Raw genomic sequence first — 14050 nt, 5'->3', positions numbered from 1 at the left:
CACACATGTGCGACGGGCTGATTTTATTTTACGACGACGTTGACTAGTTTTTTGGGCACGTAGATCACCTTGAAAGGCTCTTTGTCGCCGATGAACTTAACAACATTTTCAGCAGCAAGGGCTTGAGATTTGATGTCGTCTTCGTTTGCATCAAGCGGTACTTCGAGTGTTGCGCGAAGCTTACCATTTACCTGTACGACAATGGTCATACTATCGCCAACCAAATACTTATCAACCCACTGCGGCCAGCTATCGCGATGTACGGATGTGTCGTGACCAAGCTGATGCCACAGTTCTTCGGCGATGTGTGGCGCAAACGGCGCAACCATTGCAACGAGAGACTCCAACGCAAACCTCCAATTATCACGATCGCTGAACCTCTCTTTGACTTTGAGTTCATATAAATCATTTGTCAGCTTCATCATAGCCGCTATGGCGGTATTGTATTTTTGATCTTCGAGGTCAGACGTTACCTTTTTAATTGCTGGGTGAACAGCCTTAAGTACGGCGTCAGACTTTTCGCCTTCGTTAGTTTCGTTAAATTCCTGAACCAAATTCCAAACACGATTGAGGAACCTATAGGTTGCAGGCACGCCCTTTTCGTCCCAGCGGATCCATAGATCAAGCGGTGCGGCAAACATCAAGTAAGTGCGCAACGAATCGGCACCATAGCCGCTGTTGATGATTTCGAGCGGGTCGACGCCGTTGCCCTTGCTCTTACTGAACATCTGGCCGTCGTGCGCCGTAACTTTACCGTTAAACAGGAACCGTTTGAACGGCTCTGGATTTTCGAGCAGGCCCTGTTTGTGCAGGAATCTCGTCACGAATCGAGCATAAATCATATGTGCCGTAGCGTGGTCACCACCGTTATAAAAATCAACTGGCTGCCACTTATCTGCGCGGTCCTTACCAAAAGGCAATTCAGCGTTTGTCGGGTCTAGGTAGCGCAAGAAATACCAGCTACTACAAATATACGTATCTAGCGTATCGGTTTCACGCTCAGCATCGCCGCCACACTTCGGACATTTCACCTGTAGCCAATCATCGGCACGAGCGAGAGCACTGCGGCCATCGCCACTCGGTGCAAAGTCCTTTAATTCAGGTAGAACGACAGGCAAATCCTCGTCTGGAACGATAACCGTACCGTCAGTTGGACAGTTGATAATCGGAATCGGTGCACCCCAGTAACGCTGACGACTCACCGACCAATCACGAATTTTAAAGGTTGTTTTCGATTCACCTATACCCTGCGCCTCTAGGCTATTAACGATCTTTTCGCGAGCTTCGCTGCTATTTAATCCGTTAAACTCGCCACTATTTATCATGACGCCTTCGTCATGCCAGACGCCTTCTTCGCCTTCTGGTTTTTGCACGACTTCAACTATCGGCAAGTTAAACTTCTGCGCGAACTCATTGTCACGCTCATCGTGAGCAGGCACAGCCATGATAGCTCCGGTGCCGTAGCCATACAGCACATAGTCAGCAACCCAGACCGGGACTTTTTCGCCACTTGCTGGATTAATCGCGTATGCGCCGGTGAATACACCCGTCTTTTCTTTGCTTTCCATGCGCTCGAGTTCAGATTTTTTGGTTGAATCCTTTACGTACTCATCGACCGCTTGTTTTTGCTCATCGGTCGTAATGTTTGCTACGAGCGGATGTTCGGGTGCCATGACAAGGAATGTTGCACCGTAAAGAGTGTCTGGGCGAGTCGTAAATACGCGAACATTTTCATCTGAACCGTCAACCTTGAAATCAACTTCCGCACCTTGCGACTTACCAATCCAGTTCTTTTGCGCCAGCTTGACGCTCTCGGTCCAATCCAGCGCGTCTGTTGCTTCGAGCAACTCGTCAGCATATTCGGTGATTTTGAAAAACCATTGTTTGATTTCTTTTTTAGCGACCAGCGGGTCGTCCGGTCCGTCGTGACGCCAGCACTTGCCATCAATTACTTGCTCGTTCGAAAGGACCGTCTTGTCCTTGTCGCACCACCACTGCATACGGCTGTCTTGATAAGCCAAACCCTCTTTGTACATCTGCGCAAAGATCCATTGTGTCCACTTATAATACTCGGGCTCATGAGTGGCGATTTCTTTGGTCCAATCGTTACTCCAGCCCATGGCTTTGTACTGTTTATGGTAGCCAGGGATGATGGATTTCATGCTTTGCTGCGGCGATACGCCAGTTTTGATAGCGTAGTTCTCGGCCGGCAATCCAAAAGCGTCCCAACCAACCGGATGGTAGCTTTCGTAGCCCTGCTGTCGCTTAAATCGTGCCATAACGTCACTGATGGTGTAGTTCATAGCATGCCCGATATGAATTCCGGCACCGCTCGGGTAATTAAACATACTCAAGGCGTAATATTTGGTCTTGTCACTAGCAAGATCAGCCACGTACGTGCCTTTTTCATCCCAAAATTGTTGCCACTTGGGTTCTATCTCTGTCGGATTGTATCGCTTCATCTGTTACAGTATATCAGTTTTGTGTATGTGGGCGTAGCTTTTATTTGATAGCGTGTGAACTAAAAAGCGACTGGATGACACTACCTATGATCTGACCAACGTCAACGGAGTCTGACGGGGTAATGATTTTAGCGACAGCACCGTAATCTGCAGTGACCTTTGCGGTAACGGATTTACTCGTTGCTGTCATAGATTGCAGCTTATGATCCTGAGAAAGCTTTAACACGACGCTTCCACCGATTAACAAATTATCTTTAATGAGATTGTTTTCTTGAGGACAACTTGTAAGCGATTGATACACGTTCGATTTAACTAATTCCTTGTCGAACGCCGAGAATTTTTTACTACGAATTGCAACTCTGTAGTCCGACCCATTTAACCGCGTGACAGTCAGAAATGGATTCGCAGCGTACACTTCGATTAGCTGCTGACGTGAACTGTCGACAGTCAGAGCATCGCGGATATCAAGAGGGCAATTAATGCCTCCAATGTTTGAAGATGACGACGTAGTTCGCAAGTTAATACTGATCCAATGGTTTTTGAGATTCGGCAATATACTTTCCAATAGCGCCGACATCGCACTCGACGATTTAGAGGGGTTTACAAATGTTTCGTAAAGCTTTTGCGGATCGGATGACTTAGCATACAGCATGCCGTCGGCTATAACGATACTTACTGGCGTCTTGTCGAATGTACCATCAAACGCGTATTTCTTGCCGTCTACTCTCGCCGTCAAATTCGTCAAATTGCCATACTGCACGTGGTACGTCCCAGGCGTTTTTAACGCATAATCAGTAGCGTCAAGTAGCGCCTTTTCAGCACTAGCATTCCAGGTGATAGCCATGACGATCGACATGACAACGGCAACTACAGCAATGCCCACAAAAACAACCGCCGATAATCGAGCCCAGCGCCGCCGATACCAAGGTTTGTATTCCCCTTCGTTAATAATCGGCGGCTCGGGGTACATCAAACAAGATTCCGCTCAAAAAATTCTTCTTTATGAGCGACCCAAGCAGGCGACTGGCGGACAAGCTTGTCGGCATCGTTTTGATCAAGCAACAATATTTTCACGGCTTCTTCGGCGTAAACATTACCCTGCGAGCCTTTTACTAGCACGAGCGCTCCTTTTGCCATGACACTATGGGCAAACGCTCCAGCTTGGACGGCATTTTTAAACGATTTTATCTGGCATCCCTGCGAGTGTGCAGCCGGCGCTAGGTACTTTTCAGCGTCATCGCCGATGGTAATCACCCATTCGACGACATCCGGATGAAACATTTCACCTATCATTTTATGTTCAGCCGGCGACGAGTCACCTAGCTCATTCATACTACCCATTATGGCAATGCGCTGTGGCGCATCGATACTATAAAAGGTCTGAATAGCACTTACAGCGGCAGCGGGACTAGAATTATACGAGTCGTCTATAATCATGCTGCCGTTGAGTCCACGCAACATGTTCATGCGACCGGGAATTGGTCGAATTTTTTCAAGACCTGATTTAATAACATCCGGCTGCATATTAAACTTCATGCCCACAGCCGCCGCCGCAATCGCTGGGCGCAAATTATGATCACCTAATACATTTACAATCGCAGCAATTCCGGACGGCAATCCGGGCGCGACTAAAGTGCCGCTATGGCCTTTTTCTACAGAAAAATCTTGTTGGTCAAAATGGTATTCAGCAGCAGCACTTGTGCCATAGGTACTGAGATTTGCATTGCTGATGAACTCGGCATATTTGCCATCAATATCGTCGCGATTGATGAGTGCCAGTTGACCGAAGTTCGCCGCCGCAAGCTCTTCCCGGGCAACTGCGTCGATAGTCTTAAAGAACTCCATGTGCTCAGGAGTCACGGCGGTCACGACCGATATGTATGGTTTTAGGTAGCGACCAAACGCAGTAATGTCTCCAGGATGATCGGCACCAAGCTCTTGTACGATTACGTCAACATCAGTCGGAGCTAGGATTCTAGCTCGCGCCGCCTTGACGGCGTCGCTCCACGCAGTAAAGCTATGGACGTTGTCAGGGTATGGCACGCCCAAGATAGCAAGCGGCACGCTCATAGGGGTATTGTGATTACCTTCGTGAAGCCGCACGCGATACCCCTGCGCCAACATCGTAGCAATAGCCGTCTTAGTGCTCGTCTTTCCGACGCTACCAGTCACAACGACCAACTTCACTTCAGGATGCGCCTCAAAATACGCTACGACAGCTTGCTCAAGCTTCTTTTGTACGCCGGCTTTATATCGTTGCTGTAGCGATTTAAACATTAGGGTGATTATACCATTTTATCGACGGCGTCGTCGGAGAAGTTCAACAATAATTTCATCACTTGTTTCCGCTGCATAGATAGACATCTTGCCCTCGGCTTGCATGATATACACCAAGCATAGCGTAGCATTCATGGCGGACTCGCCCTCGGTTTCACAGACACTATTCATGAGACGCTCGATTCCTATTTTGCCGCCAGCTGCCTCCGCGACTGAGAATATACGCTTTCTGATAGTATGCTCCATCAACGCCTCGCGCATATCTTTGGCAATTCGCGCAGCCTTGTAGTGTTCGCCTTTCTTGAGAGCATCTTCAATGAGATGCCGAACTTTGCGGTCTTCGACCAAATCAAAACCATCGTCTAACACGTCATCGAATTCAGTAATGGCATCGGTAGCTTGTTGCCACTCAAAATGAGATTCCATTGTCTTCCCCTGGCTTAGATATATATTCGACTTAATTATAACATCCAGCACGACAAAGAGACAGCCGTGAACCACTTACATAAACGTACTGTGCTATAAAATTGCACATGTCATATCTCTCTTATTTTTTATGTTTGTTTAGTACGTTAAAGCAGCAACACACTAAACATGAGTAATGGCTTAAGATGCTTGCGCTTCCTTGAAAAATGAGTCATACTGCATATAGTGCTGGTGCGCAATTTGGGGCAACCCGTTTGCGCGGCAAAAACAAACACAACCACGTAAAACCCTGCCCCGGGTGGGCGCGCAACAGCAAAATAAAACCCGCTCATATCTGAGCGGTTTTTATTTACGGCATCTTTTCGCCACGCTGTATAACATATTTTCTAAATTTTTTTGTTGTATTTTTTAAACATTAGGAGTATACCTGTAATTACAAGGCAAATGGAGGGAAAATGAGTACTAACGTTAATGAGTATGTGGACAGTCACGTTTTTGGACTGTTCGTTTTGCAAGGTCTCGCAACCGTAGCGTTCGGGGTTATTGCATTGTTCTTCCCAGGGCTCACACTAGCGAGCCTCGTATCATGGTTTGCCGTCTACGTAGTTGTAGTCGGCGTCGTAGAGCTGGTGCACGGTTTCCGTGATCTCGGCATAAACACTTCCTGGTGGTTTTCACTACTGGTCGGTGTTGTAATGCTGGGTGTCGGCGTGTATCTGGTTCGTAACCCAGACATGAGTCAAGCAACGTTCCTCGTCACAGTAGGTGCGCTAGCTCTTGCTCGTGGTGTGGGCGACTTGTTCGTATCGGCGTTTCACAGCGTCTCGAGCGAACATCGGCTCATGTGGGTAGTATCAGGCGTAGTCGGCGTTGTCGCCGGTATATGGCTCTGGCGTTACCCAGTAGTAGGAGTCATGGACTTCGTTTGGTTGCTCGGTCTTTACGCGCTCTTCTTGGGCTCGGTAAACCTAGCACACGCAACTCGACTACGTGACTAGTTTGTTAAATTCAAGATCGATCATTTAACAAAATAAGTTTAATCTGAAACACCTGTCGTTGCCTTGGCGACAGGTGTTTTTATTGGTATCATAAGGCTCAGACGTTACACATTTGGTGTAGAACAGAACGCCTGAATAAGGGGCATTGGCGCAGTTGGCTAGCGCGCTTCCATGGCATGGAAGAGGTCATCGGTTCGAATCCGATATGCTCCACCAAAATCATCAATTCCAAACCCGCGCCCCGATGCGCGGGTTTGTTTATTTTCAATCCAAAAACCCATAGATGCTTACCAGCATTTGACACCCAGTTTATGAATTGCAATATATACCATAAACATATTACAATGTAGGGAGAATTTACAACGTTCAATAGTTTTGTTGGGGTATATGGTTTTAAGAGTAAGGATGGACATAATTCTGAAAAACCTGGCGACCGGTGCAGCGGATGCTGTTTCTCGTGACGCCCCGAGAGGGACTATGTAAATGGCTCGGCTCCCAACACCGGGCGGCGACACGGGCAATTGGGGTAGTATCCTCAATAACTTCTTGGAGCAGATTCACGCCCCCGACGGCAAGCTAAAAACAGACAGTGTCACGAGCGACGCTATTGCACCTAATGCCATCGACTCTATTTCTATTGCCGACGGATCTATCACCGAAACATTGCTCGATACAGCTGTTCAAACCAAGCTCAATGCCACCGCCCCTGTCACGAGCGTTGCCGCCAAAACAGGTGCTGTCTCCCTCACCAAGACCGATGTCGGTCTTGATCAGGTCGACAACACCAGTGATGCGACGAAGAACGCGGCGACGGCGACGTTGACGAATAAGACGTTGACCGATCCCAAAGTAAGTACAATCAAAGATACAAATAATAACACAATCCTGTCGCTGTCTCCTGCTGCGAACGCCGTCAATTATTTGCAGATAACAAATAGATATACTGGAGCGTATCCGTTGATTCAAACCGTTGGCGCCGATGCCAATATTGGTGTAACGCTTATTCCAAAGGGCTCGGGCCCTCTGCGTCTGTACGGCGAGACCGGACAGACCGAAATGGCTATTAGTGCTACTTCTACGGCGCCAAATACAAACCTAAACCTCACGACGCAAGGCACAGGTACTGTAAGGGCCAATGGAGTAGACGTCCTGACTGTTTCGGGCACACAAACCCTCACAAATAAGACAATTTCTGGGTCAAACAACACCATTACTAATATTCCCGCCTCGTCCCTCCCAGACGCGTCTCGACTTGTGGTTACTACAGTATACGGCTCTACAGGCCCAGAAGATGGACCGAATACATGGACAAAGATTGCTACATTTTCAACGGGTAGCGGAGTATATCGCGATGTTCAGGTTGTACTGCAAGTCGTTGCTGGATACGGCGCGTACGGTGCTTCGGCGACAATTCTAGCATTCTTGCGCTCACATTCCGGCACTAACCCTGCAGTTGGAGTAAAGATACTATCTTGCACCGACTCTATGGCGCCTCAGTACAACTTCCCCGCAGATGCGTTCAAAGTGATCTCCGGAGGATGGACGTCAGACGCAGAGCTCTGGATGCGAAAGCCAACAAACTATGGCCAATATGCTATATACGAATTAAGCCGATTTTGTGGCAACGGCGCTTCATTGCCGGTCTACAATGACGGTGCAACTTGGCAATCAGCAACTCCTACCGGAACGGTAAATAACGTCTCTTCCGACGGTGTCGTATCTGCAACTGGCAAACTATCGGTATATGCTACAACTGGCGGTACACCAACCATTGCTGCGATTGGGGATGATACCAATAAAAACCTCAATATAACTACCAAAGGCACTGGTACTGTAAAAATTAATAGTGTCGATGCGGCAACTATCAGTGATTCTCAAACCTTTACCAACAAAACTCTCGTTAGTCCAAAAATCGGAACCTCAATTCTTGATACCAGTGGCAACACGCTACTGTCTCTTGCCACTTATCCTAGTGCGGTCAACTACTTACGCCTCGCCAATAGGGGAACGGGACTTAATCCATATCTGCTAGTTGACGGAGCAGATTCTAATATCGACTTGCAGATCAACCCCAAAGGTTCGGGCAGTCTGATGTTCTATGTAACCACCGGCCAAACACCAACAATCAAAGCAGACGGTCAAGATGCAAATCACAATCTCAATCTACTCCCCAAAGGTACCGGAGTTGTTCAGGCTAACGGTGTTGAGGTAGTTACAACAAGTGGCGCTCAGACCCTTACTAATAAGACGCTCACCACTCCGAAGGTTCGGCAGATTGCAGCAGAGGATGGGGGCACGGCCATATACTTAGAGTCAAACGGAGCGTCTCTCGCCCATTTGCAGATTAATCGAACGGCCAGTGCGACCAATCTTTTTGCGAATAGCCTATTTGGTGCAACCGATGTTTCGCTGGGTCTAAAATCAAAGGGCAGCAGTCCGATTGGTTTGTCGAACACAGCTGGTACGCCGGGAATGACAATCTATCCTCTCGGCCCCAATTATTTAATCGGAGCATCTGCTGCGCTAGGACAGGCTCCATATATTACTGCTACTTCCTCGACGGGGGTTGGTGACGATAACGTTAGTTTAAACCTGAAGACGAAGGGTACTGGCACTGTACAGGCCAACGGCGTAGATGTAGTAACCACCACCGGCACACAGTCACTATCGAACAAGACGTTGGTGAGTCCTACGATTACGGGCACCCCCGCTGGGATTGCTAAGCAAGCCCAGGTCGATGTATTCACCCCGCTGGGCGCGAACTACGTCACCGATAAGCAAGTGTCCTCAAACGTAGTGACTCTTACTACGCTCACGGCACACGGCTATCAGGTTGGCGACAAGGTTTGGATTAACGGCATTGATTCTGCAATCGAGTTAAACCTAGTTACCTCGGTGACTATCACCTCGATTCCAACAGCCACCACGTTTACTTTTGCCAGAAGCACCGCTGATATAGCTCCTGCAACCGTGCGGCCCTACGGAAACGTATTTAAACTCCAGACGTGGACGAAGCCGTCTGGCGCTGTTTCAGTGAAGTTCACATTATGCGGTCCAGGCGGTGGTGGCGGTTCTGGTGCGAGGCGAGCCACCACGTCAAACCGTACCGGCGGCGGTGGTGGCGGTGGCGGGGGGTGGCAAGAAGTCACTGTTCCTGCGTCGGATGTGCCCGACACCGCGATGTTCGTCAGTGTCCCCGCCGGAGCCTACGGTGGTCTGCCCGTCACTACGGATGACACGGACGGAATGGTCGGTGGAAGAAGTTATCACTCAACTCGCGTTAGCAACCTCGAAATTTCGTATATATCCACGCTCAACTTTAACGCCAATCCGGGTTACGGCGGGCTGGGTGGTAGTACTGGAACAACTGTCGCAGGTGGCGGAGGTGCCGTCAACACCCAGTTTGCAGGCGGTGCCGGTGGAGCGGGTAACAATAGCAACGGGAGCATAGGCTCGAACGCGACCTACGTTGGCGGTGGCGGCGGCGGCGGTGGCGGGGCGGCGGCGAGCTCTACATCATCGGCGGCTGGAGGCGGTGCAGCGTCGATCTTCGCTGTACGCAGCCTGTCTGGCACTTTCGTCTCCCCAGGCAACGGCACCTCGACAATGGATGCTACTACCAACACCTCTTACTATCCGGTCATACCTGGCCTGCCAGGGATTGGCGGTGGCGGTGGGGCGTATAAGACCGCGACTAACGGCGGCAACGGAGGTGACGCAACCAACCACAACGCAGGTGGCGGTGGCGGTGGGGCGTCTGACAACGGATACAACTCTGGTGCGGGCGGCAAAGGCGCAGATGGCTGTGTTGTCATCACCACCTACTTCTAGCCGATGATCTTTTACTTCGGTTATGCCAATCAAGGAGACACTGTCGCTAATCTAGCCCGGCACCACTGACTACGACAACCCCCGAAGATTGCTTAGATCATTAATTATTTACTAGTATTTCCTTTCTAAGTATGCTTTAATAAAGTTGTTCAGAAGCATGCGTCTAATAGTGATTCCTATGGAACTCTGGTAGTAGCAATCGGTCGATCTGAAATTATTAGTACATAGAAGAGAATCACAGTTACATGGCATCACAGAATTTGTTTGTTGGTAGCCTTGCATTCGCAACGACTGATGACAGCCTGAAAGCTCATTTTGAGCAAATCGGTGCAGTTGTCAGCGCCCGTGTCATCATGGACCGCGAATCAGGCCGCAGCCGAGGATTTGGATTCGTCGAATTTGAAAACGACGATGACAACCAAAAGGCAGTCGACCAACTAAACGGTAAAGAACTCGATGGCCGCCCGATTAACGTAAGTATCGCGCGCCCAAAGAACTAAATCGTTCACACTAAAAAAATATCCCGTCAATTTGGCGGGATATTTTAATTGACAATTACTCATAAAAGATGTCATAATTCCCACATCCTGTTTCTGGCGCGCTTAACAGCATGCCCAATGTGAGGAGTTCCTAATGTCAACAATAGTCGAAACACGTGTGCTAATCATTGGCACCGGGTTTTCTGGTATCGGTATGGGCATCAAGCTGCAAAAAGCCGGCATCAACGATTTCGTAATTCTTGAGAAAGCACACGAATTCGGAGGTACCTGGCGAGACAACGTCTACCCGGGCATCGCCTGCGACGTTCCCGCCCACCTCTACTCGTTTTCCTTCGAACCGAATCCCAACTGGTCTCGCATGTGGGCTCCTGGCGCGGAAATCCAGAAGTATCTGGTATCCGTAGCCGACAAGCACCGCCTGCGTGAACATACTGTGTTTGGATCGAAGGTCGTACAAGTCGTGTGGAATGAGGCCGAGTTCCGCTGGCACGTCTCTACCGAAGATGACCGTGAGTATGTCGCACAGTTCGTCGTTTCGGGCGTAGGCGCTCTGCATGTTCCGTCAGTTCCTGACATTCCTGGACGTCAATCGTTCCAGGGAGCCCAGTTTCATACTGCGGAATGGGACAGTAGCGTTAGCCTCGAAGGTAAGCGTGTCGCTGTTGTCGGTACTGGCGCAAGTGCAATTCAAGTGGTACCGGGCATCATCGACAAAGTCGATAAGCTTACATTGTTCCAGCGTACTCCCGCCTGGGTCGTCACTCGACCCGACTGGAAGATTCCGCGACTGGCGCAACTTGGTTTCAAATGGATTCCCGGCACTCGCATGGCAACCCGTCTCGGCATTCACCTGTGGCAAGAGTCCATCGGTGAAGGCATGACCAAGCATCTGCAGTTGCTAAAGGTTATCGAGTTCCTAGGGAAACGCGACATCAATCGGAAAATTTCCGACCCAGAATTACGTCGCAAGCTTACGCCGAGCTACTCAGCCGGATGCAAACGAATCGGATTTGCCGTTGGCTTCTATGAGGCCCTCAACAGTCCGAAGGCGGATGTAACCACTGATTCAATCGTCAGCGTTACCGAAAACGGCATCATCACCAAAGACAATGCCGGCAAAGAAACGTTGCACGAGGTCGACATCATCGTCTGGGCTACCGGATTCCACGTTGCGGATTCATACCGCTACATGGGGACGATTGTCGGCGGCGGCGGTAATAATCTGGTCGATATGTGGAATAAGACTGGCATGGACGCGCATCGGGGTATCACCGTTGCGGATATGCCTAATCTGTTTTTCCTACTCGGCCCGAACACTGGTCTGGGGCACAACTCGGTCGTCATCATGATCGAAGCTCAGATCGATTACGTCGTCCAGGCAATTAGAGCGGTCGACAAGCGAAAAGCAGCGGCACTGTCACCCACCAAAAATGCGCAAGCCGCTTACAACGACTGGGTGCAGCACGAGCTTGACCATACCGTTCAGAATACTGGCGGTTGTACAAGCTGGTACTTCGACGAACATGGCAAAAACCGCGTGTTGTGGCCTGGCCACACCGGTGCGTATCGACGCGCTGTGCGCAAACTGGATTCGAGGGAGTACATCTTCTTCGGACGCGGCAAAAAAGTCGCAACCACCAAATAACTTCACAGCAGGATGGCCTAGGCGAGGAAACTCACCTAGGCCATTTTTCATTACTACAGTTATTATCGAAAAATCAGCAGTGGTGAGTTTAGCCAGTTCCAGCCCAACCCTAGCAAATGATTGAGTATACCGTAGCCATTTACTAGCCATATAGTCGCAACAACGACGGCGGCAGTCGACAACCATATGAGCGCCTTGACTATGAAACTCTGTTTTCCCGTCCAGACATTCCAGGCATCATATTTCGCACGACCATACGTCAACCATCGTCTAGCAAAATCATATTCTGTCGATAATATTCCGAGACCAGTAAACACCACTAACCAGCCGGGACCCGGATAAGGAATCAAAATAATACCTACGATTACAACAAGACCGCCTATTATCCCAACAAAGGTTTTCTTTATACGCCTGCGCATAGTCCTAGTATACTAAACTATTTCGTCCGACGACGAAGAGTCAACGCGCCAAGCAAAATCGCACCAACAGCAAAGGCCGCGACGACCCAAAGGTCACGCCAGGCGTCATTAGTAATATCGACATTATGAACGACCGTGTTGAGCGCATCAACTGCGTACGTCAGTGGCAAAAAGTAAGCAATAGTCTCGAGTAAGCTTGGCATCTTATCCAGAGGCATAAGTAGCCCGCATATAAGGAACTGAGGGAGTATCAATGCTGGCATGAACTGAATTGCCTGAAATTCTGTCTTTGCAAATGCGCTGACAAATACACCGAGCGCAGTCCCAAGTAGTGCGTCAACCATAGCCATTACGATTAAGAACCAGTGCGGACCAGCAATGTCCAGCCCAAGACCATACAATACTAACGTACTTGCAAGTAGCGCCTGGACGGCAGCAAGAAGACCAAACGCAAACACGTAACCAAGCACGAGATCCAACTTGCCAATAGACGAAACCATCAAGCGCTCCATGGTACCACCTGTTCGCTCACGTAATGTCGTAATCGACGTGATAATAAACATGATGACAAATGGGAAAATGCCCAATAGCGCAGGTGCAATTTGATCAAATATCATTAGGTTGCCATCGTATAGCCAGCGCAATATCCCCAACAAAATACAAGGAACGAGGAATATGAGCGCTATTGTCCGACGATCATGAGAAAGCTGGCGTAAAATTCGTAACGTTGTCGCAAATGTCGCTTTAACGTGGTACATCAGTCGTTCTCCCTTCGCTCAATCATGGCAATAAACGCATCTCCGACAGAGTCTTTCTTGGTTTTATGAAGCAAAGCCTCGCGGGTATCATTCCAAAGGAGCTTGCCGTCACGAAGCAACATTAAATTTTCACATCGGTCGGCTTCGTCCATGACATGACTCGAAATAAGTAACGTCTTACCCGCAACCGCCATCTGCTTAAACATGTTCCATAGCTCGTTGCGCAAAACCGGGTCCAAACCTACAGTCGGTTCGTCAAATATATATAGGTCAGGGTCACCAAGGAGAGCGACCGCCAGACTTACGCGCGCGCGCTGTCCGCCAGACAAACTATCGACAATCTGATTGCGTTGATCTTTCAATCGTACGTTCTTAATAATCTGATCTATTTGCTTATGACTCGCGTGCGCTAGTGCACCGAAATAATAAAGGTTTTGCAACACCGTTAAATCGCCGTACACGGCTGGACTCTGTGTGACGTAACCGATGGAACTGCGTAATTTACGGCTACCGGCGTCCTGACCAAGTACCATCAGGTCACCTTTGGTTGATTTTTGTACGCCAACAATCGTTCGCATCAATGTTGTTTTACCGCTTCCGCTTGGACCGATCAAGCCCGTAATTGAACCTCGGGGTACTTCAAAGGTTAATTTGTCGAGTATGGTTTTTCTGTCTTTCTGTACGATTAAACCGTCTGCAGTAATTGCTATATGCTTATCCATAAGCATATTGTA

The 14050-nt window shown here is 49.1% G+C and carries 11 protein-coding genes and 1 tRNA gene; 5 read left to right on the top strand and 7 right to left on the bottom strand.

The features are described 5' to 3' along the window. Positions 1-23: 23 nt before the first annotated feature. The 4 genes from H6797_02030 to H6797_02015 are packed head-to-tail and all read right to left on the bottom strand — an operon-like array spanning position 24 to position 5165. Positions 24-2462: a leucine--tRNA ligase gene (locus H6797_02030; GenBank protein ID USN96949.1), complete on the bottom strand. Its 2439-nt coding sequence runs from the start codon at positions 2460-2462 to the stop codon at positions 24-26. A gap of 40 nt (positions 2463-2502) precedes the next feature. After that, the gene (locus tag H6797_02025) at positions 2503-3432 is read right to left on the bottom strand and encodes a hypothetical protein (GenBank protein ID USN96948.1); all 930 of its coding nucleotides are present in this window, start codon (positions 3430-3432) and stop codon (positions 2503-2505) included. Continuing rightward, positions 3432-4739 carry a UDP-N-acetylmuramoyl-tripeptide--D-alanyl-D-alanine ligase gene (locus H6797_02020; protein ID USN96947.1) on the bottom strand — a complete coding sequence of 436 codons (1308 nt, stop codon included), beginning with the start codon at positions 4737-4739 and terminating at the stop codon, positions 3432-3434. Before H6797_02020 ends, H6797_02025 begins: the two co-directional genes overlap by 1 nt. 18 nt (positions 4740-4757) lie before the next feature. Further along, entirely contained in the window at positions 4758-5165 is a 408-nt protein-coding gene (locus tag H6797_02015; protein ID USN96946.1) for a hypothetical protein, read from the bottom strand. Positions 5166-5620: 455 nt separating this feature from the next. Between H6797_02015 and H6797_02010 the strand changes: the two genes are divergently transcribed. The 5 genes from H6797_02010 to H6797_01990 all read left to right on the top strand — a co-directional run bounded on the left by H6797_02010 (position 5621) and on the right by H6797_01990 (position 12139). Beyond that, the gene (locus H6797_02010; protein USN96945.1) at positions 5621-6163 is read left to right on the top strand and encodes a DUF308 domain-containing protein; all 543 of its coding nucleotides are present in this window, start codon (positions 5621-5623) and stop codon (positions 6161-6163) included. 139 nt (positions 6164-6302) lie between these two features. Beyond that, positions 6303-6379 (top strand) — tRNA-Ala (locus H6797_02005). A gap of 267 nt (positions 6380-6646) precedes the next feature. Continuing rightward, positions 6647-9994: a hypothetical protein gene (locus tag H6797_02000; protein USN96944.1), complete on the top strand. Its 3348-nt coding sequence runs from the start codon at positions 6647-6649 to the stop codon at positions 9992-9994. A 245-nt stretch (positions 9995-10239) separates the two neighbouring features. Further along, on the top strand, positions 10240-10494 hold the full coding sequence (locus tag H6797_01995) for an RNA-binding protein (protein USN96943.1): 255 nt from the start codon (positions 10240-10242) through the stop codon (positions 10492-10494). 133 nt (positions 10495-10627) lie between these two features. Then, positions 10628-12139 (top strand): NAD(P)/FAD-dependent oxidoreductase, encoded by a 1512-nt coding sequence (locus H6797_01990; protein ID USN96942.1) that lies wholly within the window; start codon positions 10628-10630, stop codon positions 12137-12139. Between the two features lie 62 nt (positions 12140-12201). Here the strand turns inward: H6797_01990 and H6797_01985 are convergent, their stop codons facing one another. Genes H6797_01985 through H6797_01975 form a run of 3 tightly spaced genes read right to left on the bottom strand, consistent with a single transcriptional unit; the run spans position 12202 to position 14038 of the window. Further along, a complete protein-coding gene (locus tag H6797_01985; GenBank protein USN96941.1) occupies positions 12202-12558 on the bottom strand; it encodes a TIGR02611 family protein in 357 nt (118 codons plus the stop codon). Positions 12559-12575: 17 nt separating this feature from the next. Beyond that, positions 12576-13316, bottom strand: a complete 741-nt coding sequence (locus tag H6797_01980) for an ABC transporter permease (GenBank protein USN96940.1) — start codon at positions 13314-13316, stop codon at positions 12576-12578. Beyond that, positions 13316-14038, bottom strand: a complete 723-nt coding sequence (locus H6797_01975) for an ABC transporter ATP-binding protein (GenBank protein ID USN96939.1) — start codon at positions 14036-14038, stop codon at positions 13316-13318. The genes H6797_01980 and H6797_01975 overlap by 1 nt, the downstream gene beginning before the upstream one ends. Between the last annotated feature and the right edge of the window lie 12 nt (positions 14039-14050).

It is taken from the genome of Candidatus Nomurabacteria bacterium, from assembly GCA_023898645.1.
GTDB lineage: Bacteria > Patescibacteriota > Saccharimonadia > Saccharimonadales > Saccharimonadaceae > UBA2112.
The sequence above is the reverse complement of the archived record's forward strand: the minus strand, read 5'-3'. Positions and strand labels throughout refer to the sequence as shown.